21 protein-coding genes and 1 riboswitch are annotated in these 26,601 nt (G+C 59.5%); of the genes, 6 read left to right on the top strand and 15 right to left on the bottom strand.

Translation table 11 applies throughout. From position 1 onward, the window contains the following. Positions 1 to 58: 58 nt before the first annotated feature. The gene (gene norR / locus ACR2TX_RS05645; protein WP_434131502.1) at positions 59 to 1,624 is read left to right on the top strand and encodes a nitric oxide reductase transcriptional regulator NorR; all 1,566 of its coding nucleotides are present in this window, start codon (positions 59 to 61) and stop codon (positions 1,622 to 1,624) included. Here norR (ACR2TX_RS05645) and ACR2TX_RS05640 read toward each other — a convergent pair. Continuing rightward, complete coding sequence (locus tag ACR2TX_RS05640) at positions 1,610 to 2,005, bottom strand: hypothetical protein (protein WP_077728196.1); 396 nt, start codon at positions 2,003 to 2,005, stop codon at positions 1,610 to 1,612. The two genes, norR (ACR2TX_RS05645) and ACR2TX_RS05640, sit on opposite strands and share 15 nt — an antisense overlap. 350 nt (positions 2,006 to 2,355) lie before the next feature. Continuing rightward, positions 2,356 to 3,930 carry an efflux transporter outer membrane subunit gene (locus tag ACR2TX_RS05635; protein WP_156879939.1) on the bottom strand — a complete coding sequence of 525 codons (1,575 nt, stop codon included), beginning with the start codon at positions 3,928 to 3,930 and terminating at the stop codon, positions 2,356 to 2,358. Positions 3,931 to 4,436: 506 nt separating this feature from the next. Here ACR2TX_RS05635 and norR (ACR2TX_RS05630) point away from each other — a divergent pair. Next, complete coding sequence (gene norR / locus ACR2TX_RS05630) at positions 4,437 to 5,987, top strand: nitric oxide reductase transcriptional regulator NorR (RefSeq protein ID WP_077728194.1); 1,551 nt, start codon at positions 4,437 to 4,439, stop codon at positions 5,985 to 5,987. Between the two features lie 143 nt (positions 5,988 to 6,130). Here the strand turns inward: norR (ACR2TX_RS05630) and ACR2TX_RS05625 are convergent, their stop codons facing one another. Both ACR2TX_RS05625 and ACR2TX_RS05620 read right to left on the bottom strand, forming a co-directional pair. Then, a complete protein-coding gene (locus ACR2TX_RS05625; RefSeq protein WP_434131499.1) occupies positions 6,131 to 6,859 on the bottom strand; it encodes a 16S rRNA (uracil(1498)-N(3))-methyltransferase in 729 nt (242 codons plus the stop codon). Between the two features lie 2 nt (positions 6,860 to 6,861). Continuing rightward, entirely contained in the window at positions 6,862 to 8,211 is a 1,350-nt protein-coding gene (locus ACR2TX_RS05620) for an adenosylmethionine--8-amino-7-oxononanoate transaminase (RefSeq protein WP_434131496.1), read from the bottom strand. A 75-nt stretch (positions 8,212 to 8,286) separates the two neighbouring features. Here ACR2TX_RS05620 and ACR2TX_RS05615 point away from each other — a divergent pair, with 75 nt between their 5' ends. Continuing rightward, positions 8,287 to 8,835, top strand: a complete 549-nt coding sequence (locus tag ACR2TX_RS05615; protein ID WP_347257689.1) for a Uma2 family endonuclease — start codon at positions 8,287 to 8,289, stop codon at positions 8,833 to 8,835. A 3-nt stretch (positions 8,836 to 8,838) separates the two neighbouring features. Here the strand turns inward: ACR2TX_RS05615 and metF are convergent, their stop codons facing one another. The 4 genes from metF to ACR2TX_RS05595 all read right to left on the bottom strand — a co-directional run bounded on the left by metF (position 8,839) and on the right by ACR2TX_RS05595 (position 13,185). Further along, positions 8,839 to 9,696 (bottom strand): methylenetetrahydrofolate reductase [NAD(P)H], encoded by an 858-nt coding sequence (metF, locus tag ACR2TX_RS05610; RefSeq protein ID WP_434131495.1) that lies wholly within the window; start codon positions 9,694 to 9,696, stop codon positions 8,839 to 8,841. A gap of 113 nt (positions 9,697 to 9,809) precedes the next feature. Further along, on the bottom strand, positions 9,810 to 11,228 hold the full coding sequence (ahcY, locus tag ACR2TX_RS05605; protein WP_434131493.1) for an adenosylhomocysteinase: 1,419 nt from the start codon (positions 11,226 to 11,228) through the stop codon (positions 9,810 to 9,812). 71 nt (positions 11,229 to 11,299) lie between these two features. Beyond that, a riboswitch (S-adenosyl-L-homocysteine riboswitch) is annotated at positions 11,300 to 11,376 on the bottom strand. Positions 11,377 to 11,411: 35 nt separating this feature from the next. Beyond that, on the bottom strand, positions 11,412 to 12,581 hold the full coding sequence (metK, locus tag ACR2TX_RS05600) for a methionine adenosyltransferase (RefSeq protein ID WP_086134422.1): 1,170 nt from the start codon (positions 12,579 to 12,581) through the stop codon (positions 11,412 to 11,414). A gap of 118 nt (positions 12,582 to 12,699) precedes the next feature. Continuing rightward, entirely contained in the window at positions 12,700 to 13,185 is a 486-nt protein-coding gene (locus ACR2TX_RS05595; protein WP_434131492.1) for a hypothetical protein, read from the bottom strand. 166 nt (positions 13,186 to 13,351) lie between these two features. Between ACR2TX_RS05595 and ppa the strand changes: the two genes are divergently transcribed. After that, on the top strand, positions 13,352 to 13,900 hold the full coding sequence (gene ppa, locus ACR2TX_RS05590; RefSeq protein WP_077728186.1) for an inorganic diphosphatase: 549 nt from the start codon (positions 13,352 to 13,354) through the stop codon (positions 13,898 to 13,900). A gap of 46 nt (positions 13,901 to 13,946) precedes the next feature. Next, on the top strand, positions 13,947 to 14,789 hold the full coding sequence (locus tag ACR2TX_RS05585) for a 23S rRNA (adenine(2030)-N(6))-methyltransferase RlmJ (protein ID WP_077728185.1): 843 nt from the start codon (positions 13,947 to 13,949) through the stop codon (positions 14,787 to 14,789). 117 nt (positions 14,790 to 14,906) lie between these two features. Here the strand turns inward: ACR2TX_RS05585 and ACR2TX_RS05580 are convergent, their stop codons facing one another. The 4 genes from ACR2TX_RS05580 to ACR2TX_RS05565 form a co-directional block, all read right to left on the bottom strand. Next, on the bottom strand, positions 14,907 to 15,212 hold the full coding sequence (locus ACR2TX_RS05580) for a HigA family addiction module antitoxin (RefSeq protein WP_077728184.1): 306 nt from the start codon (positions 15,210 to 15,212) through the stop codon (positions 14,907 to 14,909). 10 nt (positions 15,213 to 15,222) lie between these two features. After that, the gene (locus ACR2TX_RS05575) at positions 15,223 to 15,501 is read right to left on the bottom strand and encodes a type II toxin-antitoxin system RelE/ParE family toxin (RefSeq protein ID WP_434131489.1); all 279 of its coding nucleotides are present in this window, start codon (positions 15,499 to 15,501) and stop codon (positions 15,223 to 15,225) included. A 293-nt stretch (positions 15,502 to 15,794) separates the two neighbouring features. Next, positions 15,795 to 16,241 (bottom strand): hypothetical protein, encoded by a 447-nt coding sequence (locus ACR2TX_RS05570; RefSeq protein ID WP_434131488.1) that lies wholly within the window; start codon positions 16,239 to 16,241, stop codon positions 15,795 to 15,797. A gap of 434 nt (positions 16,242 to 16,675) precedes the next feature. Next, positions 16,676 to 17,896 carry a PilT/PilU family type 4a pilus ATPase gene (locus ACR2TX_RS05565; RefSeq protein ID WP_077728181.1) on the bottom strand — a complete coding sequence of 407 codons (1,221 nt, stop codon included), beginning with the start codon at positions 17,894 to 17,896 and terminating at the stop codon, positions 16,676 to 16,678. 515 nt (positions 17,897 to 18,411) lie between these two features. Here ACR2TX_RS05565 and ACR2TX_RS05560 point away from each other — a divergent pair. After that, the gene (locus ACR2TX_RS05560; protein WP_133718966.1) at positions 18,412 to 18,648 is read left to right on the top strand and encodes a hypothetical protein; all 237 of its coding nucleotides are present in this window, start codon (positions 18,412 to 18,414) and stop codon (positions 18,646 to 18,648) included. Between the two features lie 47 nt (positions 18,649 to 18,695). Here the strand turns inward: ACR2TX_RS05560 and ACR2TX_RS05555 are convergent, their stop codons facing one another. The 3 genes from ACR2TX_RS05555 to ACR2TX_RS05545 form a co-directional block, all read right to left on the bottom strand. Beyond that, positions 18,696 to 22,814: a chemotaxis protein CheB gene (locus tag ACR2TX_RS05555; protein WP_143735038.1), complete on the bottom strand. Its 4,119-nt coding sequence runs from the start codon at positions 22,812 to 22,814 to the stop codon at positions 18,696 to 18,698. Positions 22,815 to 22,888: 74 nt separating this feature from the next. Beyond that, positions 22,889 to 24,703 (bottom strand): BatD family protein, encoded by a 1,815-nt coding sequence (locus tag ACR2TX_RS05550; RefSeq protein WP_434110660.1) that lies wholly within the window; start codon positions 24,701 to 24,703, stop codon positions 22,889 to 22,891. Beyond that, positions 24,700 to 26,577 (bottom strand): VWA domain-containing protein, encoded by a 1,878-nt coding sequence (locus ACR2TX_RS05545; RefSeq protein WP_434110658.1) that lies wholly within the window; start codon positions 26,575 to 26,577, stop codon positions 24,700 to 24,702. Before ACR2TX_RS05545 ends, ACR2TX_RS05550 begins: the two co-directional genes overlap by 4 nt. Between the last annotated feature and the right edge of the window lie 24 nt (positions 26,578 to 26,601).

Raw genomic sequence — 26,601 nt, 5'->3', positions numbered from 1 at the left:
AGGTATTTTTAACCATAGCGTGTTATGGTTGTTACTACCATATACGGTAAATAACACCATGATTGAGAGCATGCTGGTCGCCGACCTGGCGGCCGACTTGCCGCAGGCTATGCGCTTGCAAAGACTGGTAAGCGCCTTGCGGACACAGTTTCGTTGCGGGGCGGTTGCCCTGCTGCGTTTGGAAGAAGCGCATTTGCGTCCGGTCGCCGTCGACGGCTTGGTACGCGATGCCTTGGGCAGGCGCTTTGCGATGAGCGAGCATCCGCGCCTCGCCGCCATTCTTTCGCGTCGCGAGCTCACGTGCTTCGATCACGACAGCACGCTGCCCGATCCGTACGACGGCCTCATCGAGACGCATGTCGGCGAGCCTCTCCCGGTGCATGACTGCATGGGCATCAGTTTGTACGTGGAAGATCAGCCGTGGGGCGCGGTCACGCTGGACGCCCTGGAAGTCGGCGTGTTCGACGATGCCGCGCGGGACTGTCTGCGCCAATACACGGCGTTGATCGAGGCTTCGATACGGGTGACCCGATTGGAAGCGGAAATCCGTGCGTTGCGCCTCGCTCACGATAAGGAACCCTTCTCGGCATCGCCGTTGGAAGACGACGGCGAGATCGTCGGTCAGAGCCAGGCCATCACTCAATTGTTGCGGGAGCTCGATGTCGTGGCCGATTCCGAACTCCCGGTGCTGTTGTTGGGCGAGACCGGCGTAGGCAAGGAATTGTTCGCGCGTAGGCTGCACCGCCTGTCGCGCCGTCGCGCTCAGCCGCTGGTCCACGTCAATTGCGCGGCCTTGCCCGAATCGCTGGCCGAGAGCGAGCTGTTCGGCCATGCCAAGGGAGCGTTCTCGGGGGCGGCGGTCGAGCGTCCGGGTCGCTTCGAGGCCGCCGAGAACGGCACGCTGTTTCTCGACGAGGTGGGCGAATTGCCGCTCGCGGTTCAGGCAAAGCTCTTGCGCACGCTGCAGAACGGAGAGGTTCAGCGCCTCGGCGAGGATCAACCACGGCATGTGAACGTGCGGGTGATCGCCGCGACCAATCGCAAGCTGCGCGACCAAGTACGTGACGGGGCTTTCAGGGCGGACCTTTATCACCGTCTCTCGGTTTATCCGGTGCACATACCGCCCCTGCGCGAGCGCGACAACGACGTGCTGCTATTGGCGGGCCGCTTTCTCGAACTCAATCGCGCACGGCTGGGCTTGCGCAGCCTGCGGCTCGCTCCGGAAGCGGAAACTGCTCTCAGGCAATATCGCTGGCCGGGCAATGTGCGCGAACTGGAGCATGCGATCAGCCGTGCCGCCTTGAAGATCATGAGTCGTGGCGTCGATCGAAACGATATCGTCACCCTGCCCGTCGATTTGCTCGATCTCGACCTCGATCAGTTCGAACCTGGTCCCAATGTGGACTCCACGGCTTCGGTTCACGAACCGGCGGTGGTTTTCACGCTGCGTACGGCGGTTGAGGAAAGCCAACGCCGCTGCATACAGCACGCGCTTCGCTTGTGCGGCGGAAACTGGGCCAAGGCCGCGCGCCAGCTGGACGTGGACCCGAGCAATCTGCACAAGCTCGCGAGGCGGCTAGGTTTAAAGCCGGACGACGTACGAACGGGGCTAAGAGAAAAATGAGAACGTCGCGAGCAGAATGGCGCCGGCGATCACCCAATACCTCGGGCGAACCTTGTCGGCCCACTGCCGCGCGGTGACGAGTTCTTTCAGCCACCACGCCTTGGCAGCCGCGACAATCCCGCCGAGGATCGCCGTGATCTTTCTGACGATGAAGGGCGATAGACCCAGAAAAACCACCAGGCCAAACCAGGCGGTGACCATTTGCGCGCTTCGGGTAGATAGCCCGAAGTGTGTTTCCAGCAGGTGTTCGGACGCGAGCTCCACGACCTCCACGAAAAGATGAAGTCCTTCCAATAGGAAGGCAAAAACAGCATCGCCCTGAAACGCGATGACCAACAGAACCAGGGTGATCAGACTTCTGATCTGAATTTCTTTTCCCATGCTTACCTCGGGTGGATCGAGATGCTTCCGTCAGCATTCCCGGCGCGCATCTCCGAGCGACGATGGCTCGCGGAGATTGCCAAACGGTTGACGGTTTTATTGGGGGATAGCATTAGAGGAGTCCGTGATAGCCATACATCACTCGATTGCAGGTTGCCGTCCCGATTCGGCGCGGCTCGGCCGAGCCGTTCCGGAGACGGTTGCTCCGTAGCGGAGAGCCTGGGCGCGGCACGGTTCGCCTCTAACGAATCATTTTTCGGTACCAGATCGGCCATGGTGATTGCCTCTGCTTTTTGCGTTGCTCAACAGGACAGCGTCGGCGCTTGGTTCTCGTTTCTGCCGGCGCGCTCTCAGTCGGCGATCGATTGGGGGCGCGTGATGTCGGCGTTGTTCGTATATCCCCCGCCCAGGGCTTCGATCAGATCGGTCATGGCCACGAGTTGGTTGGTCTCCAGGCTCTTCAGCACATATTCCTGATTCAGAACCGCGTGCCGGCTCTGGAGTACCGTGCGGCGGTCGTCCAGTCCGGCTTGGAGGCGCGTCTGCGCGAGGTCGAGATCTTCCCGCTGTGAAACCAGGAGACGCAGGTGCGCCTCCAATATGTTGCGCGTCTCGCGCCAGCTGCTCAGGCTGTCTGCGACCTCTTGTATCGCCTGCACCAAGGTGTCGTTGTAGAGCTCGACCGCTCCGTCGTACTCTGCCCGCTGCGCCGACAGCTCGCCACGCAGGCGTCCGCCCTCGAACCAGGGCAGCCTGAGCCCCGGCGCGATCCCGTAAGCGAAACTCGAACCCGAGAACAGAACGTTGGCCAGGGAGCTCGCCCCTTTGGTGGTGAGCCTCAGGGCATTCACGCCGACGAAAGCGGTGAGATCGACCGTGGGCAGAAAGCGCGCCTTGGCCTCTTTGATCCTGTGCGCCGCCGCCTCGGTCCGATGGAGGGCGGCAGCCAGGTCCGGCCGATGCGCGAGCAGGCCTATGGGAAGCCGGGTGGGCAGCGGAATTCTTTCCGGGATGGTCACCGGATTGGCAAACAGTTGGCGGGTTTCGTCCGGGCTGGTACCCATCAGCCGGGCCAGTAGATTCCGCTGCACGTCCAATTGATCCTCGGTACCGGCTTCTCGTTTTTGGGCCGTTTCCAGGGCGATGTTCGCCCGCTTCACCGAGCTGGCAGACGTGAGGCCGCTTTCGAAGCGGGTATCGGCGAGCTCGAGCAGCTCATGACGCAGCTCCACCATTTCCCGGGCCAGATCGAGCTGCCGCTTGAGCGCCGCTCCGCGGAAGTAGGCTCGGGCGATGGCGGTCGTCAACTGCAGACGGACTTCCGCCTGTTCGGCCGCGGTCGCTTCCGCCTCGCCCAGCGCCGCTTCCAGCGCCGCTCGATTCTTTCCCCAGAAATCGAATTCGTAGCGGAGACTTACGGGGTTGATGCTGGCGAAAATGACGTTCGCGCCTGCCGCCTCTTCGCGATTGAGCGCGGCGAATACGCCGTTCTCCGAAATCCGTTCGTTGGCGAACTCCACGTCCGCGTCCAGGAAAGGCAAAAGTCTCGCGCCTTCCACTCGGGCCATGGCCTGCGCCTGGCGCAGCCTCGCCGCCGCTGCCTTGAGGCCGGGATTGTCCTTGAGTGCCACCGCCATGAGACGATTCAGTTCGGGACTATCGAACTGCCGCCACCATCGGTCTTCGGGCCATGCTCTCCTCGGCGTCAGGGGCTCCTTCTCGCGGGCTTCGGATAATCCATGCGCCATGTCGGGGGCGGGCATGAACTCCGCGCGCTTTCCGCCGGGCGGAATCCAGGCACACCCTGCGGCAAGGAGTACGCATCCGACGGCGAGCCCGGCCCAAAGGCTTCGACCTCTAGCAAACGCGGGAGTGGACAAGTTGAAGCGCCAGCTATGCAGGCGCCCTGAGAAAATCACTAGCATCCACTGTCCTCGCAGTAAACTTTTATCGGCGCCCCGGTTTGCCGAAATTGCTCGCGGCACCGGGCCTGTTCATTGGTCACCTGAAGCTGGCGTTTGCGCAGGGTCGTTCGACACGCATTCGGAAAAGTCGGCGATGACCGATTGGACGAGACCGGCCGTGAGTACCTGACGGATTCACACGGGTTGCTGCCGATGGTGAAGCATTCCGGATGACGGGGGGCTTCTCGGGAACGCCAGGCATTAGGCTGCAGGCGGCGAACCCTAGGCACCGTTTCGGCCGGTCCTGTCGGCTAGACAGTGGCAGGATCAGTGCCAATTTGTAACTAACTGAACTAAATGAGAAACTTTCAAACGCAATTCTGAGCAAAATTGTCAGATACAGTCATTTTGACTACATGCACTCGTCAGTCATCAGATAAGTTACTGAGCTACAAACAAATCGTACGAGAAAGACTGACCGACTCATCGTTGTCATTTCGCCACACAAAATGATTTGATTAAGAACGATGTCATTTTTACTCGATACGTTTGGCGATTCGCAGAACGCTCTGCTCGACACTGTCCTGGATTTGACCGCGTGCCTGCCGTCGAGAGAGAGATATACCCGGCTCCTCGCCGCGTTGAGCCGGGTGGTTGGGAACGATGCCTGTGCCTTGTTGCGCTGTCAGGGCGATGTCCTGGTGCCTACCGCCTCCCAAGGACTTAACGCCGAAGTCATGGGCCGGCAGTTCCGGCCCGAAGAGCAGCCACGCCTGGCCGCTGCTCTCGCTTCCCGGAAGCCGGTCCGCTTTCCGGCCGACGATTCGCGGCCGGACCCTTACGACGGGCTGCTGCTCAATGATTCCGGAGGGCGATTGCAGGTCCACTCCTGCGTTGGGTGCGCCCTGTATTCCGAAGATGACTTATTCGGTGTATTAACGGTCGACTCCCTGGCGCCCGGCGCCTTCGACGGGATCGAAGACCGGGTATTCGAGATTTTCGCCTCGATAGCCGCCGTGGCGATGCGCTACGAAACCTTCATCAACGCGCTGGAAGCCTTGGCGAATCATCGCGGGCTGGTCAGCCGGGAACTGGTGCGGGAAGCCTTGCTGCGCGGTGGTCGAATGCTGGGCGAAAGCCCGGTCATGCGGGACCTGAACCGAGAGATCGATATCGTCGCACGGTCCGATCTGACGGTTCTTCTGACGGGGGAAACCGGTGTCGGCAAGGAGGTGGTGGCCCGCACTCTCCACGCGCGTTCGCGGCGCGCCGACCAGCCTCTGGTCCATGTCAATTGTGCGGCGCTTCCGGAGACTCTGGCGGAAAGCGAACTGTTCGGACACGTGCGCGGTGCTTTTAGCGGCGCGAACGCCGACCGGTCCGGCAAATTCGAACTCGCGGACGGCGGTACCTTGTTCCTGGATGAAATCGGTGAACTGCCGCTCTCGATTCAGGCGAAGCTGCTACGGGTATTGCAGTTCGGAGAGATTCAGCGCCTGGGATCGGACAAGAATCATCGGGCCGATGTCCGCATCATCGCGGCGACCAATCGTCATTTGGCGGAGGAAGTGAAAGCCGGCCGATTCCGAGCCGATCTTTACCATCGGCTGAGCATCTATCCCTTGCATGTACCTCCGCTCCGGGAGCGGATCGAGGACATACCGTTGCTGGCGGGGCATTTTCTGGATCAGGCACGGGTGCGCCTGGGCCTTGATCGGGTGCAGTTGGCGTCTTCGGCCGTCGAGGCCCTGACACGCTATAGCTGGCCGGGAAACATACGGGAACTCGAGCATGTGATCCTCCGGGCAGCGTTGCGCGCTTCCAGCCGGGGGAGTTCGGTGATGCTCCAGGTCGAAGATCTCGCGATTGGGGGCATGTCGGCGCCAAAGCGAGTGCCAGAGGTCGAGTCGGCCAGCGGCACGTCGCGGTCTCTGGCGGAAGCAGTAGCGGACCTTCAGCGGCAGGAGATACGCGCCGCTTTGGACCGCTCCTCTCAAAACTGGTCGGAAGCTGCGCGGCGGCTGGGACTCGACCGCAGCAATCTGTACCGCCTGGCGAGGCGATTGGGAATCAAGTAGGCCAGCCGTGCAATCGGGTGCGTAGCGGCTTCACCCAAACGGTGAGATCGGTAGCAGGTAGGACGGTCACAATTCATACGGCTTTTCTATTCCTTCTAAGCGGTCAACTGCCGTTTCTAGGACGATGTGCTCGCGCGACCGCATCAGCCTAAATCGCCCCAAATCGCTTGTATCGCCGACAGTGCGGCGAGCACGGCGGTTTCCGTCCGGAGGATACGTGGCCCCAGCCGAACCGGGACGAACCCCGCTTCCCGGGCCAGCACCCGCTCCTTCTCGGCGAAGCCGCCTTCGGGCCCTGAAAGGATGCTTACAAAACCTTCCGGCCGCGGCAGGTCCTTCAGGCCGACCGCGCCTTGCGGGTCGAAAAATAGCCGCAAGCCTTCGCGTCCTACCACCCAATCCTTAAGCTCGATCGGTTCCTCGACCTCGGGTACGCGGTTCCGGCCGCATTGCTCGCAGGCGCTGCGCGCCACTCTCTGCCAGTGCTGGCGCCGGTTTCCGCGTCGCGTATCGTCGAGGCGAACCACGCAATGTTCGGTGAACAAGGGCGTAATTCGGCTCACTCCGAGCTCCACCGCTTTCTGGATGGCGAGATCCATGCGTTCGCCGCGCGAGATGCCGAGGCCGAGGTGAGTGGTGAGCGGCGATTCGACTTCGCGGTTTCGCCCGTCGCCGATTTCCACGTGAACCTCATCGCGTCCTATAGCCGAAACCCGAGCCGAATATTCGCGCCCGTCGCCGTTGAACACGGTCAAGTCGGCCCCTTTTTTGAGCCGAAGCACGGTGCGGAGATAGTGGGCGCTTTCCTCGTCCAGCCGAAGGACCGCGCCTTCTTCGAGCGTTTTCTGAAGATAAAGCCTGGAAACACGCATAGCTAATCTTTCGTTGCGATATCGATGGCTTCGCCCGCGACATCCGCCATGAAACGGATTTGGTCGGGGGTGATGACGTATGGCGGCATGAAATAGATGACGTTGCCCAGAGGACGCAACAACACGCCCCTCGTCAGCCCGTGACGATACACGCGAAGCCCGCGCCGCTCCTGCCAGGGGTATGGTTCGCGATCCGTCTTGTTTTTAACCAGCTCGATGGCCAGAATCATCCCGGTTTGGCGGATTTCGGCAACATGCGGATGATCTTCGAACGCCGCCGCCGATTCTGCCATGGCATCGGCCAACAGCCGGTTCGCTGCCAATGTGTTCTCCTTCTCGAATAAATCCAGCGTCGCCAGTGCCGCCCGGCATGCGAGAGCGTTTCCGGTGTAGCTGTGGGAATGCAGGAAAGCCTTCAGCTTGGTGTATTCGTCGTAAAAGGCGGCATAGACCGCCTCGGTGGTCAGCACGCAGGACAGCGGCAGGTAGCCGCCCGTCAGCCCTTTAGACAGACACATGAAATCCGGCCGGATACCCGCCTGCTCGCAGGCGAACAAGGTTCCGGTACGGCCGAAGCCCACGGCGATCTCGTCGGCGATCAGATGCACGCCGTGGCGGTCGCAGGCCTCCCGCAAGAGCTTCAGATAAACGGGGTCGTACATGCGCATGCCGCCTGCGCATTGGACCAGGGGCTCGACGATGACCGCGCAGGCCTCCGCCGCGTGAGCCGCGAGTGTCCGTTCCATCTCGGCGAATTTCCGTCGGGAATAATCCGCCCAGGTTTCGCCCGGCTCCCGGTAATGACAGTCGGGACTCTCGACGGTGATGGGTTTCAGCAAGAGCGGCTCGTAAATTTTCTTGTAAAGCGCCACGTCGCCGACGGCCAAGGCGCCAAGGGTCTCGCCATGATAGCTGTTGCTCAAGGCGATGAAGCGGGTCTTCTCCGGTTTTCCGGCATTCCGCCAGAAATGGAAGCTCATTTTGAGCGCCACCTCGACCGCGGACGAGCCGTTGTCGGCATAGAAACAGCGGGATAGTCCCTTCGGCGCAAGGCCGATCAGCCGTTCGGCCAGCCGCACCGCCGGTTCGTGCGTGAATCCGGCCAAGATTACGTGTTCCAGCGTTTCGAGCTGATCCTTGAGCGCGGCCTTGATGTAAGGGTGGCCGTGGCCGAACAGATTCACCCACCAGGAACTGATAGCGTCGAGATAACGATTGCCCTCGAAATCCTCCAGCCATACGCCCTGCCCGCGCTTGATCGGAATCGGCGGCAGGGCCTCGTGGTCCTTCATCTGGGTGCAGGGGTGCCAGAGGACGGCGAGGTCGCGGCTGGACCAGTCGTGGTTGTTCATGGTCGAATACAGGAATCAAGTGAAAATGGCGTTGATCGCATAGGAGATACAGTCGTGAGCCGGCCTCATACTCTGATGACTCCGAATCCTTACGAACGCTTGCTCGCGCTGCCGGAAAACCTGGTGGGCGAAGTGCTCGACGGCGAGCTGTATACCCAGCCCCGCCCCGCCGGGCGCCACGCCGCGGCGGAGTCCGGTCTGCAGAGCAAAATCGGTGGGCCATTCCGCTACGGCGACGGCGGCCCCGGCGGGTGGTGGATCCTGGTGGAACCGGAAGTCCACTTCGTTCGTGACACCGAAGTCGCCGTGCCCGATCTCGCCGGCTGGCGGCGGGAACGGATGCCGACGCTGCCCGAAGACCACCGTTTCGAAGTGGTACCGGACTGGGTGTGCGAAATTCTTTCGCCCTCGACCGAGCAGAAGGACCGTACCCGAAAGCTGCCATTGTACGCCCGTTACGGGGTTTCCTATGCCTGGCTGGTCGACCCTCTGGTACATACCCTGGAAGCCTTCGCGCTGCGCGAAGAAGGCTGGCTGCTCATCGCTACGCTCAAGGACGACGATCCGGTCAAGGTTCCGCCCTTCGACGCTATCACCTTCTCGCTGGCGGATCTGTGGGCGTGAGGCTCAGTCCGCCGCAACCCCCAGATTCATCCAAATCCCAAACACCGCCTCGGCACGATTCAGCGTGTAGAAATGCAGTCCTGGCGCGCCCTGCTCCAACAGCCGTCGGCACAGGTCGGTCACCACTTCTAGACCAAACGCGCGGATCGATTTGCGGTCATCGCCGAACACCTCGAGCCGCTTCCGTATCCAACGCGGGATATCCGCTCCGCAGGCGTCGGAAAACCGGGCCAGTTGCGTGTAATTGGAGATCGGCATGATGCCGGGCACGATGGGAATGTCGATGCCCATTTTTTCGCAATCGTCGACGAAGCGGAAATAGGCTTCGGGATTGTAAAAATACTGCGTAATGGCGCTGTCGGCGCCGGCCTTGACCTTGCGCTTGAAGTTGCGCAAATCGGCCTCCATGCTGGCCGCCTGGGGATGCATTTCCGGGTAGGCCGCCACTTCGATGTGGAAGTGATCGCCTGTTTCCCGACGGATGAATTCCACCAGTTCGTTGGCGTAACGGAATTCTCCCGGTGACAGCATGCCGGAGGGCATGTCCCCGCGCAGCGCGACGATATGCCGGATGCCCTGATTTTTATAGGCTTCCAGAACCTCCCGCACGCTAGTCTTGGTGGACGCGATGCACGAGATATGAGGAGCCGCCTCGATGCCGGTATTCCGCTGGATTTCGACCACCGTCTCGAAGGTCTTCTCCCGCGTCGTCCCGCCCGCGCCGAACGTCACAGAACAGAATTTCGGCTTGAGCGCGGCCAGTTTCGCCAGGTTCGTGCGGAAAGCGTCTTCCGCTTCATGATTCTTCGGCGGGAAGAATTCCAGGCTGAAGATTCTCGGATATTTTTTTTGCGATTCCATGGGAGTCATCGTATCTCAGATAGAAGAAATCCTGCACAAGGCAGGATTTCTTCGTGGTCAGAACGGTAAGCGTAGGGCAAACGGTTTTCTACCCTATTTGCTGCCTCGCAGGATCAATACCGGTAATGATCCGGTTTGTACGGACCGTCCACCGGTACGCCGATGTACGCCGCCTGTTCCGGCGTCAACTGCGTGAGCTGTGCGCCGATCTTCTTGAGATGCAGGCGCGCCACGTGCTCGTCCAGATGTTTCGGCAGCACATAAACCTTGTTCTGGTACTTGTTGCCATGGCAGAACAGCTCGATCTGGGCCAAGGTCTGGTTGGTGAACGAGTTCGACATGACGAAGCTCGGATGACCCGTGGCGCAGCCGAGGTTCACCAAGCGCCCTTCGGCCAGCAGGATGATGCGCTTGCCGTCCGGAAAGATGACGTGGTCGACCTGCGGCTTGATGTTTTCCCAGGTGTACTTCCTGAGACTCGCGACCTCGATTTCCGAGTCGAAATGGCCGATGTTGCAGACGATGGCGTTGTTCTTCATCTTTGCCATGTGATCATGGCTGATGACGCCAACGTTGCCGGTGGCGGTGACGAAGATGTCGCCCTTGTCGCACGCGTCGTCCATGGTGACCACGCGGTAGCCTTCCATCGCCGCCTGCAAGGCGCAGATCGGATCGATTTCGGTGACCCATACGGTGGCGCCGAGGCCACGGAACGCTTGGGCGCAGCCCTTGCCCACGTCGCCGTAGCCGAGGACCACGCAGATCTTGCCCGCAATCATCACGTCGGTGGCGCGCTTGATGCCGTCCACCAGCGATTCGCGGCAGCCGTACAAATTGTCGAACTTGGACTTGGTCACCGAATCATTGACGTTGATCGCCGGGAACGGCAAGCGGCCTTCCTGCTCCATCAGGTACAGGCGGTGTACGCCGGTGGTGGTTTCCTCGGTGACGCCCTTGATGTTGGCGAGCACTTTCGAATACCAGCCCGGCTGGGAAGCCAGACGCTTCTTGATGGCGGCGAACAGCACCTCTTCCTCTTCGCACGTCGGCTTGTCCAGGAGCGACGGGTTCTTTTCGGCGCGCGAACCCAGCGTGATCAGCAGCGTCGCGTCACCGCCGTCGTCGAGGATCATGTTCGGCGTGCCGCCGTCATGCCATTCGAAGATGCGGTGAGTGAAATCCCAGTATTCTTCCAGGGATTCGCCCTTGTAGGCGAACACCGGGATGCCGGCGGCGGCGATGCCCGCAGCGGCGTGGTCCTGAGTGGAGAAGATATTGCAGGACGCCCAGCGCACTTCCGCGCCCAGGGCGACCAAGGTCTCGATCAATACGGCGGTCTGAATGGTCATGTGCAGACTGCCGGCGACGCGGGCGCCCTTGAGCGGTTGCAGTGCGCGATACTCCTCGCGCACCGCCATCAGGCCCGGCATTTCGGTTTCGGCGATGGCGATTTCCTTGCGGCCCCAGTCGGCCAGGGAAATATCGGCGACGCGGTAATCGTTGGATGAATCAGGATTTACGACAGCGTTCATGTTTCATGCTCCTCATTGCGTGAATTTCTCCACCGGCCACAAACACTGGTCAGGTGTCCCGACCAGCGGAGATGAACCGAGCGCCGTTGACATAACAGTTGCGCCGACCGAGCCTGGCGGATGTCCCGTCGCAGCGCTCCTCAGCCTGCACAACACCGCCTCACCCGGCGGCCGGGTAAAACATTACAGAGCGGATAAGCCGGCCGCTTCGCGCAGCGCCTCGGCCTTGTCGGTCTTTTCCCAGGTAAACGTGTCCTCGGTACGGCCGAAATGTCCGTAAGCGGCCGTGGGACGATAAATCGGCTGCAGAAGATCCAGCATGCGGATCAGCCCTTTCGGCCGCAGATCGAAATACTCGCGCACCAGTTGCACCAGGCGTTCCTCGGCAATGACGCCCGTCCCGAAGGTATTGACGCTGATGGAGGTCGGCTCGGCCACCCCGATGGCATAGGACACCTGAATTTCGCAGCGTTCGGCCAAGCCGGCGGCCACGATGTTCTTGGCCACGTAGCGGCCCATGTATGCCGCCGAGCGGTCCACCTTGGACGGGTCCTTGCCGCTGAATGCGCCGCCGCCGTGCCGTGCCATGCCGCCGTAGGAATCGACGATGATCTTGCGGCCGGTCAGTCCGCAGTCGCCGACCGGACCGCCGATGACGAACTTGCCGGTGGGGTTGATGAAGTACTTGGTGTCCTTGTGCAGCCATTCTTTCGGAAGGACGTGGAGGATGATTTCGTCCATCACCGCCTCACGCAGGATTTTCGGATCGATATCCGGTGAGTGTTGGGTGGACAGAACCACGGCATCGATGGCGACCGGCTTGTTGTCCTCGTAGCGGAAGGTCACCTGGCTCTTGGCGTCAGGACGCAGCCAGGGCAGAAATTTCTTTTTTCTCACTTCCGCCTGGCGCTGCACCAGCCGGTGGGCGTAAGTGATGGGAGCCGGCATCAACACATCGGTCTCGTTGGACGCGTAACCGAACATCAGGCCCTGATCGCCGGCTCCTTGTTCGTGGTCGTCGGATTCGTCGACGCCCATGGCGATGTCGGGCGACTGTTTACCGATGGCCGTGAGCACCGCGCAGCTTTCCCAGTCGAACCCGATCGACGGATCGTCGTAGCCGATTTCGCGCACGACCTGGCGTACCAGCGTCTCGGTATCCACCCAGGCCGATGTGGTAACTTCGCCCGCCAAAATCACCATTCCGGTCTTGACCAAGGTTTCGACGGCCACTCTGGCCCTCGGGTCTTGTCTCAGCATTTCGTCCAGAACGGCATCGGAGACTTGATCGGCGATCTTGTCCGGATGGCCTTCGGAAACGGATTCGGAAGTAAAGATAAAGTTGTTGCTCACAGTATGACCTTCCTTAAAAACGGTGATTACGAGCGGGCCTAAAAGCCCGCCATTATAGGGTAATGGGATAGACCGACCAAATTTTTGCGGCAAAAGTCAATGGGCATCCGGCGCAGTCTCAAATCACCCGGAAAACCGCATTCAGCCCGAGCAGCAGAAAGCTAAACGGAATCGATGCTAACAGAAGAAACAAGGAGACGACGAGGCCGGCGCGAATGCCGATCGGTCGTCCAGTCCGATCGAAGCGGACGCCAAAGCCGTAAAGAGCACCGAGCATCTGTGATGCCACCGCGATTACAAAAATCAGGATATACCGTTCTTCCAGGCGAAATGCATGCGCCAGTATGTCGCTCGACACCGTGAGCATCAGCGGCGCGTAAACCACGGCGGACGGCAAGGCGAGGCCGTAAGCGCGGGGGAGCGTCAGGCGGATTCCGACCGTTCGTCGCACCGCGAACCGCAATGCCGCCATCCACGGAAGATTGATGATGAGGTAAATCAGGACCAGCCTGGAAAAATCGTCGACCGAGTACGCGGACGGGCGGAGTAAGAGATCGGCTGAAAGATACAGTAAAGGGTGAGCTTTAAAAAGCAAAGGGTTCACGGTTTTATGCCCAAAAATTAGACCTCATCCAGGAAATAGCCTATTTGATGGCTGATCTTGCCGGGAATGTCGCATCATATCGTCCACAGTTCCTTACCAACCGGCCGACCAGCAAACATTGCTATAATCCCGCAGTTTTACCTCAGCTAAAGGAGTATCCGACCCCATGTCTTTGATGAAAGTCAGTTCCGGCAAGAGCGTTCCGAACGACATCAACGTGGTCATCGAAATCCCGGCGTACAGCGATCCGGTGAAGTATGAGATCGATAAAGAAACCGGAGCGCTTTTCGTCGACCGCTTCATGGGCACGGCGATGCAATATCCCTGCAATTACGGTTACGTTCCGCACACTTTGTCGGAAGACGGCGACCCCGTGGACGTACTGGTGGTCGCTCCCTGGAAACTATTGAGCGGATCGGTGGTTCGCTGCCGGCCGATCGGTCTATTGAAAATGACCGACGAAGCCGGCGGCGACTGCAAGATTATCGCGGTTCCCCACGACAAATTGACCCCGCTTTACAGCAAGGTCAACTCCTTCCGCGACATTCCCGACAGTCTGCTCGCCCAAATCGCACACTTCTTCGAGCACTATAAGGACCTGGAACCCGGCAAATGGGTCAAGATCGACGGCTGGTACGACGGCGAGGAAGCGAAGCAGGAAATCACCAGCAGCATCGAACGTTACAACTCGGCCAAGAAAAAGCCGAATTTCTGATCAGTCTCCGACCGAGAGCCCGTCTTCCCATTAAACGTCGTAATCCATGCTGAGCTACCGCCACGGCTTTCACGCCGGCAATCATGCCGATGTATTCAAACATCTGGTTTTGACCCTGCTAGTTCGCTCGCTGCTGCGCAAGGAAAAGCCGTTTTTCTATCTGGACACCCATGCCGCGGCCGGGCGTTACGATCTCGGCTCGGCGATAGCCCGCAAGAATCGCGAGTACAAAACCGGTATCGGTCCATTGTGGGAGGTTAAAGACGCGCCCGAGGCGATCCTGAACTATCTCGGAGCCGTGCGCGCTTTGAATTCCGACGGCAAACTGCGCTTTTATCCCGGCTCTCCCCATATCGTCCGGTACTACCTGCGCCCAGGCGATCGGATGACGCTTTCCGAACTTCATCCCAACGAAGTCAAGGTACTCGGCGAGGAATTCGCCGGCGACAAGCAAGTCAAGATCCATCATCTCGACGCCTATCAGGCGCTCAAGGCGTTGCTGCCGCCTTCCGAACGGCGGGGCCTGGTGCTGATCGATCCGGCCTTTGAGCTCAAAGACGAGTGGCGGCGTCTGCTGGACGCCGTGAAGGAGGCTTATCGGCGTTGGGCGACCGGTATTTTTGCAGTCTGGTATCCGATCCAGGATCGCGCCACGGCGGACGATTTTCTACGCCGTTTCAAGAAATCCGGCATCCGCAAGGTGTTGGTCGCGGAATTCTCGATACTCGACCCTGACGAAACCCTCCGCCTGAACGGCAGCGGCATGGTCATCATCAACCCGCCCTGGAAACTGGAAGAGGAACTGCGCAGTCTGTTGCCTTGGCTGTGGGAAAAACTGGCGGTGGATGGCCAAGGGACGTGGCGGGTGGAGTGGTTGGTTGGGGAGTGAGCCAAGGGCGAAATATCGTGCACCGTATGCAGACGTTCCATTCGGCGCATTACGTCAACGCTAATGCGTCCTACGCGGTCTGTTGGGCGGTCAGGTTGAGGGAAGCGTCAGACCGAATTATGAATCCGGGTGCGTTTCAGCCCAAGGCCGAATATGTGCGAGGGTTTCGGCCATCGTCTCGCGCGCGATCATAGTGTCGTAATGAGCTTGGGCGCGGAGCCAATAACCATCGGACAAGCCGAAAAAACGACACAATCGAAGATCGGTATCCGCGGTAACGGAGCGTTTTCCAGCGACTATTTCTCCGATGCGGCGTTGGGACACGCCGATCTCCTTCGCCAACCTGTACTGGGTGATACCCATCGGATTCAGGAACTCTTCGAGGAGCAGTTCGCCGGGAGAAACAGGAGCAATATCGCGCATAAGTATCCTCTCAATGGTAATCGACTATCTCGACGTCGAAAGCCTTGCCGCTCTCAAAGCGGAAACAAACGCGCCACTGGTCGTTAATGCGAATGCTCCACTGATCCTTTCGGTCACCTTTCAAGGCTTCCAGCCGATTTTGGGGAGGTACTCTCAGGTCCTCCAAGCGCCCCGCGACATCAAGCTGCGTCAGTTTTCGGAGCGCCACTCGTTCGATATTGACGAAACGTGGAACTCGCTCACCTCTGAACAGGGCCTCCGTTTCGCGGCATTTGAACGATTCGATCATGACAACAATGCTGACGAGAGGCGTTAGTATTGTCAAGCGCCACTATTGCTGGGTTGGATCTCGTAAGATTCGTAAGATAAGAGCACCAGTTACCCGGAGCCCGCGTAGGATGTGCCGACGTAGGAGGCGCATCGATCGCGAATTTGAACGATGCGGTTCCTGCGTCACGGCATCCTACACGTGCTATGCGGACTGATATCCATAAAAAACGTCCATGACGTATCACGACTCTGGAATGATGGGTTTCGCTTGGCTCTACCCATCCTACATGGGCTGCAATCCTTGCAGGTAAGTTATGCACCTATCAGCGACATTGCTGCTTTTGATAGGGCGACGACACCGCCAGCGCAGGCAAGGAATGCAGAAAGCCCAACAACCCAGTTGAACACCCTCAGTGGCATAGGCGCGTTCATAATTTCAGCGCCGGCCCGGCTGTTCCTAAGCTTGGCAGAGAACTTCAAGCCGACAGCGATCATCGCAAAAACCTGCCCGAGCATAAACAAGAGTGAAAAGACTATGCTTGCCGACAAGAGCAACCATCCGTTTTTCAGAAGCGAGATAGCTTCCGATGGGAATTGCGGCGGTATTCCGTTCAGAAATGCACCGATAGTGATTGCCTGAACGCCGCCGCTTAGGAAAAGAACTTGTCTTACCAAAGCATCGATCTTAGATCGGACTTCGACTGAGTATGTATTAAACATGCCCAGTGATTCGGTGAGCGGAATTTTCTCTTCGTTCATCCGACTCTCCCCCAGCCTAACTAGAATTGGGCGCCCCGAAAGGGCAAGACCTTACGCCTTGAAGGTGTATAAACCGCGTTCCTAAAGCCGACGCGCTGTTTGAAAACCATGAAGCCATTTTTACAGCTCAAATTTCAAATCGACTGCCCCTTTTGTGCCCGGATTGGGACGCTATGCCCGAGGCTGTTACTCCAGAAAGGCCGGATTTCGAGCATACGGAGAACCGAGGCGGCGCGATGGTGAATCGTTATTGCGACATACGTCAAGTCAGCTAAAGCTTACAAATCGGGCCGGTATTTGATCCGATACGACATTGGGAATCCGGCGCCACACATCTTCGCGTCTAGTCTAGGTCGGCGGTGGCGAGGAGATGCATCGGGCGGCGAGAAGTGTCCTGGCCTGAAAGCTCTTCCAGGATTCGCGATCAGGAAGACTCAATGGGACTCCTCGGTCTTCTCGCTCTCATCGCCGACGGGCTCCAGGCTCAGATTCATCGTGCCGAATGGCGACTCGCCGGTTTGAGCGCTCTCGGTTTTTTCGCTGCTCTGATCTTGAGGAGACTCCGTATTTTCCGGCGATGTGTCCTTGGGAGCACGCTGCTGGCCCAGGCTGATTTTCAATCTGACGTTGTTGGCCGAGTCCGCATTGCGGATGGCTTCTTCGGCGGTAATCCGGCCGGCCTGGTACAGCTTCACCAAATGGCTGTCGAAAGTTTGCATGCCCAAACCTTCGGATTTCTCCATGACTTCCTTGATCGCGTGGACTTCGCCCTTCCGGATCAAATCGCAGACCAGGGGCGTTCCGAGCAGAATCTCGATGGCGGCGGCTCGCTTGCCGTCCACCGTCGGCACCAGGCGCTGCGAGACGAAAGCCCTCAGGTTGAGGGACAAATCCAATAACAGCTGATTCCGCCGCTCTTCGGGGAAGAAATTGATGATTCGGTCGAGCGCCTGATTCGAGTTGTTGGCGTGCAGGGTCGACAGGCACAGGTGGCCGGTTTCCGCGAAATTGATGGCGTACTCCATCGTGTCCTGGGAACGGATTTCGCCGATCAGGATGACGTCGGGCGCCTGCCGGAGCGTGTTCTTGAGAGCGTCTTCGTAAGTCTGGGTATCGACGCCGACCTCCCGCTGATTCACCAGGCACTTTTTGTGGGGGTGCATGAATTCGATCGGGTCTTCGATGGTGATGATGTGCCCGGCGGAGTTGCTGTTGCGATAGTCGATCAGTGCCGCCAGCGAGGTCGATTTGCCGGAACCGGTGGCGCCGACGAAGAGAATCAGTCCCCGTTTTTCCATGATGACGTTTTTGAGGACTTCCGGCAGACCCAGATCATCGACCTTGGGAATGTTGACCTTGATATTCCGCACCACCATCGCATGGGCGTTGCGCTGCTTGAAGATGTTCACGCGAAAACGCCCCACGCCTTCCTCGCTGATGGCGAGATTCATTTCCGGACGCCGCTCGAAATCCCGCCGCTGGCCTTCATCCATGACCGAATAGGCGGTCTCTTTGATCATGTCGTCGGTCAGTTCAATGGTATCGACAGGCGTCAGCTTCCCCTGAAATTTGGCTGCGGGGGGAGCGCCAGCGGTGAGATAAAGATCCGAGCCGTCCTTGTAGACCAGGAGCTTGAGGTAATTCTTGAACTTCATAGGCATTCTTCCTCGGCTGAAAGGGTAGTTTGATAACGACCGCGGATTTGCGTCCCGCATCATCGAAACGCTGTCGTTACGCCGAGAACCTCGTTTCATGTATCGCAGTCCGGCGCCGACACTCCAGTGATCCAAGTATAGATACCGAATCCTGCCCGACCGTGAACTGAGCCGCACAAATCAAGCGGCTTCGCGCCTTGTTTCAAAAATCAATTCGTAACCGGAATACGGGGGTTGACACCGAAATGAGAACGATTATCATTTGTGGCGTGTTCATTAGTTTCGGGAGTCGTGCCGTGAACTCCGTCGACCGTACGGTTTTTCAATCAGTCCGCCGACGGCATGCGGCTGCAAAGTCCGCCATCAAACTGGTCAGACTACTCGAGAACGGAAATCGGCACGCCGAGGATTTCCACTGTCTGGATCTGCCTTCGAAAGATTTTTCCAGACGCCTGTTGCAGTCGGCCGGCTTGAATACGGGTCGGCACATTTGTTGAAACGCCGGGGAGAGATACATGATCGTCGAAAGTCGCGCATGCGCCGATGCGGCGCCATCACCCGATTTGCTGGAGGAGAGTTTGCGTTTTCTGCTGATGCGGTATGCGAGAAATCCGTCGCCATCGACAGCCGGGCATATCGCCGCCTGCTTGGACGGACTGCTCACTCATCCCGAGTTTAAAGCGGCTCCGGACGACCGCTGCACGTATCGTCGGATGCGGTGCTATTGGCGGTTGGTCGAGCGCCTGGGTTGAGACAGGCGATACCCTTTTGGCGGACTGTAACGAACGGTGTTATCGGCTTAGATAGGACCGATTTCGGGGGTCCGAGATTTTTCCGCTACGGTGGCCAATAAGCCGGCCAGCGCATCGGGATCTACGGGTTTGACCAAGTGGCAGTCCAGGCCGGCTTCCTCCGAGGCGCGGCGATCGTCTTCCGTGCCATAGCCGCTGATTGCTACCAAGAGCGCCTTTTCCATGCCGGGCAAGCTCCTAAGACGCCTCGCCAGTTCATAGCCGTCCATTCCGGGCAATCCGATGTCCAGTAACGCGACCTCGGGTTTGAAGTTTGCCGCGATATTCAGCGCCATGGGCCCGTCGTAGGCGACCTCGACCGTATGTCCGGAGGCGCTGACGATCAGCGCGGTACTCTCGGCGGCGTCGTGGTTGTCGTCGACGATAAGAACCCTGCGCGGCACCAATACCATTTCGGATTGCAGCGCGGTGATGTCTTGGGGGCTTTCGTCGATTCCCTGCCATAACGGCAGATACACCAAAAATTCACTGCCGAGGCCGAGTCCGGCGCTTTTGGCTTCCACCCGGCCGCGGTGCAGTTCGACCAGCCGGCGCACCAGCGTGAGCCCGATTCCGAGCCCTCCCTCCATGCGGTCCAAGCCTCTCTCCGCCTGCACGAAAAGGTCGAAGATATGCGGCAGCGCCTCGGGGCCGATGCCTCTGCCGTCGTCGCGGACCCGCAGCACGGCTTCATCGTTGACGATATGGAGACTGACCTCGATGTGGCCGCCCGGCGGAGTGTATTTTGCGGCGTTGGCGAGCAGGTTTTCGACGACCTGCTCCATGCGGGTGGGGTCCACTTTGACGAACAACGGACGCCCCGGCAGATCCAGGGCGAGCTTGTGCTGGCGCGAGTCGAGCTGATATCTGACGATTTCCAGAACATGAACGATCAGAGGCACGAGATCGATCGTTTCTTCGCGCAGCTCGATTTGGCCGCGGGTAATGCGCGCCACGTCGAGCAGATCGTCCACGATGCGGGTGAGCTTGGTGAGCTGCCGGTCCATCATCGCGTGGATCTGCTTGACGGGAGTCTTGTCGGGGTTGGCCCTCTGCAGGATGTGAAGCCCGTTACGGACCGGCGCGAGAGGATTGCGCAGTTCGTGGGCGAGCATGGCCAAGAATTCGTCCTTTTGCCTATGGGCTTCGCGCAAGGACTCCTCGATATCCTTGCGCTCGGTGATGTCGCGATTGGTCTCGAGCACGAGCGGCGGCTTGTTGCGCTGGACGACGACGGTGTTGCGGCTGTCGACGATGATGCGTTTTCCGGTGCGGGTGGTATGGACCACTTCGCCGACCCATTGCCGGTCCCGGGCGAGTATGCGTTCGAATTCCTCGGAGCTGATGCCGCGTTCGGTTTTCAGCAAGGTGTGGCTGATTTTCCCTATCGCCTCGGAACGCTTGTAGCCGTACAGTTCCTCCGCGCCCCGGTTCCAATACCGGACCGTGCCGCCGAGTTCCCACATCAGGACAGCTTCGTGGGCCTGGTCCAAGATTTCGCTCCGCTGCCTCAGGGCCGCTTCGATACTGCGACGCTCGGTGACATCCTGAATCGTCAGTAGGATCAGATCGTTCAGATGATCCTCTCCGAGCAGTTTGTAGGCGCTCAGGTTCAGGATGCGTTCGCCGATTTCGGGATGCGCCTGGATGATCTCATAATCCTCCAGGGTTCTCCCGCCCTGCGACACGATCTGGAGCGACTCTTTGATCTCCCGCCTATCCCACAGCCCGTTGCCGGTGTCGTAGAGGCAATTGTTCTGGATGGCCTCCGGTTTGGTCCGGAACATTTCGAAATAGGCCCGATTGGCGCGTTTTACCCGGAGATCCCGATCGAGCACCACCAAGGCGTCGCGCATGGTTCCCAGAATGGCCTCGTTGAATTCCTGCGCGTTCTTCAAGGTGAGATTGACCTGGCTCAACTCGTGATTGCGGACCCTCAGCTCTTCATTCGCCGTGGCGAGTTCCTCGTTGGCCGACTGCAATTCCTCCTTGGCGGTTTCGAGCTCTTCGTTCGTGCTCTGGAACTCCTGGTGAGCGGACAAGAGTTCTTCTTCCAGCGACCTCAGTTTTTCCTGGCCGGCTTTGTGGGCCTCGATAACGGATTGCAGATGGCGTTGCGTGGCATCGAGTTCTCGTCTCAACTCCGAGAATTGGAACTGCCCTCCAGCTTGCGCGGACTTGAAAAGCAGGCCCACTTGTCGCGTCAGAACGGAGGAAATTCGCCGAAGCCAATCGGCCGGGGCATGGATTGGAAGCCGGGACGGCGAATTTTCGAAAAGAATCAGGAAGAATTGCGCGGTGCCCTCGGCGTCGTTGAGCGGCAGGACCTCGAATTGAACATACCGTTCTTTCCCGTCGGTGCGGATGCGGATGTTTTCCCGTCGGACGGATTGTCCGGTCGACCGCGTCTCCTGAACGGCCTCCGACAGTTCGATGAAGAGATAGGTTTGGGTCAGGCTTTTTAGGTTCAGGCTTGCCGAACCCTGTTGATGCTCGAGAAACTGTCCGGTATGGCCGCGAAACTGGAGAACGTTCAGATCGTCATCGATCAGCACGCCGGCCGGCGCGTAACGTGCGAGCAGGATGTTGTCGGCCTGTCGCTGAACCAATCCGGGGTTTTGCAGTGGCGCAGCCGTTTCTGTCAGCGTTTTTTCAGGCTGAAGTGTCCTTTGTTCCTTCCCGCCGAAGTTCAGCAACATTCGGCCGGGAACGTTCTTCCTCACGTAGATGCTCCAATTTTTGTTTAAAGGTTCGAAGAGATGCGAACCTTGGGGACCGATATTTTCGGATGGCCCGAGCGCGAGAAATTTACCCGGATTGAGCGCGTAATGAAAGGTCGACATGACATGTCTCTGCAGTTCCGGATCCAGGTAGATGAGGAGATTGCAGCAACTGATCAGATCGAGCTTGGAAAAGGGGGGATCTTGCGCCACGTTATGTTCGGCGAAGACGCACGATTCCCGGATCGCCGGAATGACTTGATAATGAGCGTCGGCTCGGATGAAGAAGCGTCTGAGCCGCTTTTCCGAGATATGAAGCCTGATGTTTTCGGGATAGCGGCCGGCCCGTGCCAGGCTGATGGCCTGCGAGTTGATGTCGCTGCCGAAAATCTGTATCGGGATACTGACCTTCTTCTCGTCCAGAAACTCGATGAGCGCCATGGCGATGGAATAAGCCTCCTCGCCGGTCGCGCAACCGGGCACCCAAATACGAATCGGATCGTTCGGAGACCGGCCTTGCAGCAGCCGCGGAAAGACTTCTCTCGTCAATCCACGGAATGTCTCCGGGTCCCGAAAGAACGCGGTAACGCGGATCAGGAAATCCTGGCACAGCGCCTCGACTTCGGTCGGTTGATTCTGCAACAGGGCGAGATAATCGGAGAGGCTATGGATCTTGTTAAGCGCCATTCGGCGCATGAGCCGCCGTAAGATGGTCTTGCGTTTGTACTGGCTGAAATCGAGCCCGCAAGTGACGAGAACGACACGGAATATCTGCTTCAGATCCTGTTGCCGGATGGCCAGGGTCTCCAGATCGCCGGCGGCGGTCCCGGCTCGCTGGCCGAGGTTTGTGAGCTCCCGTGCGATCTCCTTGGGCGGCAATACGTAGTCGACGCATCCCATGCTGATGGCGCTGCGCGGCATCCCGTCGAATCTGGCCGAGGACGGATCTTCCGCAAACGCGATTCCGCCGCCGGTCTTGATCGCCTTGAGCCCCTTCGCTCCATCCGACCCGGTCCCCGACAGCACGATTCCGATTGCCTTTTTCCCCAGCTCGCGAGCCAGGGAAAGAAACAGATGATCGGCCGGCAGATGAGGCGACGGACGTCCGTGCCGGCGCTGAAGGTTCAGGCAACCGACCGAAACGCTTATATCCGCATCCGGAGGAATGACATAAATATGATCCGCCTGTATCGCCATCCCCTCGCGTGCCTCGATAACCGGCAATCTGGCGGTATTGGCCAGGATTTCCGCCAGCTTGCTGTCATGATCGGGCGATAAATGCTGGGCGATCAGGAAGGCGAAGCCGATGCCGGGCTCGATGGCTTGGAAAAGATCCAGCAGCGAGTTCAGACCTCCCGCCGAAGCGCCTATACCCACCATGGCCGGAATAGTCTCGGGCGATCTCAAGCAGCCACCGTCCGGTCTTGTCGTGTCGTGTCGTTTCCGGCGTTCATCCGTCGTATAGCGCACTCACTCACGGCCTAGAGCTTGTACAACGGCTCCAGATCCGCGGCTACGGACGGTTTGCCCGCCTTGGACGAGATCATCGGGTCGGATCGAAAAGCCGCCCAAAGGGCCTGCCCTTGCCAACCGGGTTCCGGGTGTCGGTAAAGTGTGCGGTTCAGCCGCTCGATTTCACGACCCAATTCGCCTTTGCAACGCCGCTCCAGGTCCTCCAAACCCATAACGCGAGCCGAAGGCCAACGCTGTCTCGCCCAATCCAAGAGAGCCTGCCGCGCCGCGGCGGGGTCGTTCTTCCGGCAGGCTATTCTCAAGGCGTTTGCGGCCGAGCGCTCGGACCGACCGTCGTCGTATGACTGCGGGACCGGCGTCTTCCGGGGCCTGCCGCTGAGCCACCAGGCCGCGGCGGTTCCAATCCAGCCCAGCCCGAATAACAGAGCCAGCCAAAACCAGAGCCCGCTTGCAGGACCTGCAGGTAGCGCCTCGCTCGGCAGCGAAGATTCCGGTCGTGCCGGAGCGGCGGACGATCCCGAACGTGTCGTGGGCAAAGCGGGTGGGGTGGATTCCGGCGATTGGGCTCCCGGCAGCACGGTCAGGGTGCGCTCGGGAACCCGCGCGGCCTCCATCCGCTCGGTCTTGGTGTTCCACCAGGGGATTTCGATCGGCGGAATCCGGTAGGTTCCGGAACGCGCGGGAATCAGGGCGATTTTTTCCTGCCGGACGCTGGCCAGTCCGGTCGTCAGTTTTTCCTCGTTCAGCAGCGGTTGATCCGGGTAACGCTTGATGTCCGCCGGGGATCGTCGAGAGGCTTGCGGCTCCAACTCGGGCAACAGGCCGACCGTCGTTCCATCGGCCCGCACGGTGATGGTCCGGGTGATCGGTTCGCCAACCGTGGTTTGAGGGGCATTCTGCGACCAGGAATCGTCGATTTCCAGGTGTTCCGCCGGCAGCCAGTGTTTGCCGGAAAAAGCCGCCGGAATCGGCCGGACGTCCAATCTCACCGAATCCGAATGCGCGCGCAAAATGTGAGTCGAGTGATTGAAAAACTGATTGAAGAGGGATCGCCCGCCGGCCGCGCTTCGGGCTTCGAGCGTCAACGGTTCCAAAAGGAGAGTCCCGCTCTTCTGCGGAAAAATCGCATACTTACGTTCAATTGCCGTGTACTGGAGGCCGCTGCGATGGGTGGTATAGCGCCGGTCGTCGCCCAGCCTTTGAATCAAGGCATCCTCGGCCGAAGGCTCGCTGAGATTTGCAGCGCTGAAATGGACGCGGCTCAACACTCGAACCGTGTAGATCACCTGGGCCTGGACATAGGGATTCTTCGGTTCGGCCTCGACTTCCAGGAAAAAATCCTCGCCGTTGCCACCCGCCAATGGCGGGGGCGATCCGGCGACCTGGAGAGTCAAGGGTTGGGATCGGTCGGTTCCGAAGGCGATGGGCGGGACGGTCAGCGTGCCCGTCCGTTTCGCCATGACCGTGACTTGCCATTCCGTCCGCTTGCTGAAACGGCCGTTGATGAGCGAAATCTGGCTGCTTTGCGATTGACCGAGGACATGGAAATCCTTTTCCAGTGGCGCGAAGTCCGGATCGTCGTCCGGCGTTTTTTCCGCCGAAAAGATGAGCGTGAAGGATTCGCTCACCGGTACCGGGTCGCGGTCGGCGGTCACGCTGATCGCCGCGGCCGAAGCGCTTCCCGCATGGAACAGAAAGATCAAGGGCCATAGGCGAATCAATCGGCGCAGAACGGATAACACCCGATTGGAATCCGGGTTCAACCTTGGGTCAGAGCGATGCGCCCAGAGAAAACACGAATATAAATAAAAGAGTTCGCTCATGGTCTAGGCTCCGCGCCTTGAGTCCTTTGTCGTTGACGGTACTGGTAATAAAACTTGCGTTTTAGAAGGCCGCCGGGATCGTCCGGGATACGCCGCAGCCATTGCTCCTCGGCCTGGCGGGTTTCATCGGTCTTACCCGTTTCCGCTGTCGCCGCAGCGGCCTCCCGCTCACCGCTTTCGTCGGGCCGTCTATCCTGTGCTTGGCCGGCGGTCTGTTGCGGGTCGGACCCGTCGTCGGGCGTTTTTTCGCCATTCTTATCCGGCCGATCTTGCGCCTTGCTTTCCGATCCGGAGGCGGCGTCGGCGCTTTCGGGCGAATTGTTTTCACCGTTCGAGCCATTGTTCCGCGGCTGGGCGTCCTGTTCCTTGCCCGCTTGTTCGTGTGGTTTTTCCTCTTCGTTTTTTCGATCCTGACCGTCCGATGGCCCTTGCGGCGATTGCGAAGACTTGGATTCGGATTCCGAGCCCGAATCCTTCTGACTTTTCTGCTGTTCTTCGTGCTGCTTCTTCTGCTGTTCCAGGGCTTTTTCGACGAGTTCCTTGTTGTAGCGGGCGTCCGCATGGCCAGGATCCAGCTCCAGGGCTTTCTGGTAAGCCTTGATGGCCTCGTTGTAACGTCCCTGCCGGGCCAGGGCGTTGCCGCGATTATAATGGCCGGTCGCCGAATGCGACTCCTCTAAGAGTTTGGCCGCGTCCTCATAGCGTCCGGCCTTGTACTGGGCGGCCGCTTTCCATTCGGAATCTTGAAATTTTTTCGCCGCCTCGTCGTAATTCTCGGCTTGAAAGGCTTGCCGAGCCTGTTGGTCGGGCCTTTGCCACAGGTTGTGCCAGTCCAGCGCCTGGGCATCGTTCGGAACCGGGGCTGCCAGAACCAACAGCCAGGCGGCGAGCCATCCGCGCCGGAACGACAAGGCCGCGAGCGGCAGTAGGGCCAGCAGCAGCCAGACACCCTGTTCCTTCCATTGGTCCACGTTCAGGGTCTTTTCGTTCTGCGTATCGGCGGCGGCATGCTGTTCGAAAAATCCCAATAGCGCATCGAGATCGCCCGCAGTGGCGGTGAGATTCCGATAGATGCCGCCCCCGGCTCGGGCCAGCTTCCGCAGCGCGTCGGTATCGAGCCGTGGAACCACGATATTGCCGGTATCGTCCTTCAAGAATCCGCCTTCGGGCATGGGAACCGGCGCGCCCTCCTCGGTGCCGACGCCCAGCACGGAAATGCGATAACCCTCGGTTTTCAGCCGGTGCGCTGCCTCCTCGGCCTCCGCCGCCCGTTCTCCGGCGGTGACCAGCAGGATATCGCCGGACCGCAGGCCGGCTTGCCTCAAGAGCCGCGCAGCGGATTCCAGCGCAAGATCGATGCGAGTTCCCTGTACGGGCATCAGGCCGGAGTTTAGGGCGAAGAGTTGCGCGGCGATGGTGGCCGCATCGTCGGTCAGCGGCGTGACGGTGAACGCATCGCCTGCATAGACGACCAAAGCGGTTTGACCGTCCTTGCGCGTCTTCAGGATATCGGCAATCTTGTAGCGGGCACGCTCCAGACGGGTCGGCTTGAGATCGACCGCCTCCATGGCCGAAGAAAGGTCGAGTACGATGACCACGGCCGCGATATTGCGAAAAGCCGGTGCGGGCAGACGCTCCCAAACCGGCCCCGCCAAAGCCATGATGGCGACGATGCCGCCCAAGGCCGCGGCGAACAGCGGATGGCGGCTCGCTCGGCCGTCCCCGCCGATGAGTACGTGGGGCAGCAGCGCATCATCGCAGATGCCCTTCCAGTCTCCGGTGCTCCGGCGCCGCCGGTACAACCCCCAAAGTATCGCCGCGAGCGGGAGGACGGCCAAAAGCCACCAGGGCCTCAAGAAATGAAACTCGTTCATCGGCAATCGTTGTCGCGATTCATG

Origin of the sequence: Methylocaldum sp. GT1BB, assembly GCF_051027545.1 — a bacterium.
In the GTDB taxonomy this organism is placed as follows: Bacteria; Pseudomonadota; Gammaproteobacteria; order Methylococcales; family Methylococcaceae; genus Methylocaldum.
The sequence above is the reverse complement of the archived record's forward strand: the minus strand, read 5'-3'. Positions and strand labels throughout refer to the sequence as shown.

Bases quoted from the DNA above. Each gene is read 5' to 3' on its own strand.
- norR (WP_077728194.1), top strand. From the start codon at position 4,437: ATGTCATTTTTACTCGATACGTTTGGCGATTCGCAGAACGCTCTGCTC.
- ACR2TX_RS05545 (WP_434110658.1), bottom strand. From the start codon at position 26,577: ATGAACGAGTTTCATTTCTTGAGGCCCTGGTGGCTTTTGGCCGTCCTC.
- ACR2TX_RS05625 (WP_434131499.1), bottom strand. From the start codon at position 6,859: ATGCGTGTTTCCAGGCTTTATCTTCAGAAAACGCTCGAAGAAGGCGCG.
- ahcY (WP_434131493.1), bottom strand. From the start codon at position 11,228: ATGAACGCTGTCGTAAATCCTGATTCATCCAACGATTACCGCGTCGCC.
- ACR2TX_RS05640 (WP_077728196.1), bottom strand. From the start codon at position 2,005: ATGGGAAAAGAAATTCAGATCAGAAGTCTGATCACCCTGGTTCTGTTG.
- ACR2TX_RS05565 (WP_077728181.1), bottom strand. From the start codon at position 17,896: ATGAAGTTCAAGAATTACCTCAAGCTCCTGGTCTACAAGGACGGCTCG.
- metF (WP_434131495.1), bottom strand. From the start codon at position 9,696: ATGGAATCGCAAAAAAAATATCCGAGAATCTTCAGCCTGGAATTCTTC.
- ppa (WP_077728186.1), top strand. From the start codon at position 13,352: ATGTCTTTGATGAAAGTCAGTTCCGGCAAGAGCGTTCCGAACGACATC.
- ACR2TX_RS05560 (WP_133718966.1), top strand. From the start codon at position 18,412: ATGATCGTCGAAAGTCGCGCATGCGCCGATGCGGCGCCATCACCCGAT.
- ACR2TX_RS05635 (WP_156879939.1), bottom strand. From the start codon at position 3,930: ATGCTAGTGATTTTCTCAGGGCGCCTGCATAGCTGGCGCTTCAACTTG.
- norR (WP_434131502.1), top strand. From the start codon at position 59: ATGATTGAGAGCATGCTGGTCGCCGACCTGGCGGCCGACTTGCCGCAG.
- ACR2TX_RS05615 (WP_347257689.1), top strand. From the start codon at position 8,287: ATGACTCCGAATCCTTACGAACGCTTGCTCGCGCTGCCGGAAAACCTG.
- ACR2TX_RS05580 (WP_077728184.1), bottom strand. From the start codon at position 15,212: ATGCGCGATATTGCTCCTGTTTCTCCCGGCGAACTGCTCCTCGAAGAG.
- ACR2TX_RS05550 (WP_434110660.1), bottom strand. From the start codon at position 24,703: ATGAGCGAACTCTTTTATTTATATTCGTGTTTTCTCTGGGCGCATCGC.
- ACR2TX_RS05575 (WP_434131489.1), bottom strand. From the start codon at position 15,501: ATGATCGAATCGTTCAAATGCCGCGAAACGGAGGCCCTGTTCAGAGGT.
- ACR2TX_RS05570 (WP_434131488.1), bottom strand. From the start codon at position 16,241: ATGAACGAAGAGAAAATTCCGCTCACCGAATCACTGGGCATGTTTAAT.
- ACR2TX_RS05585 (WP_077728185.1), top strand. From the start codon at position 13,947: ATGCTGAGCTACCGCCACGGCTTTCACGCCGGCAATCATGCCGATGTA.
- ACR2TX_RS05620 (WP_434131496.1), bottom strand. From the start codon at position 8,211: ATGAACAACCACGACTGGTCCAGCCGCGACCTCGCCGTCCTCTGGCAC.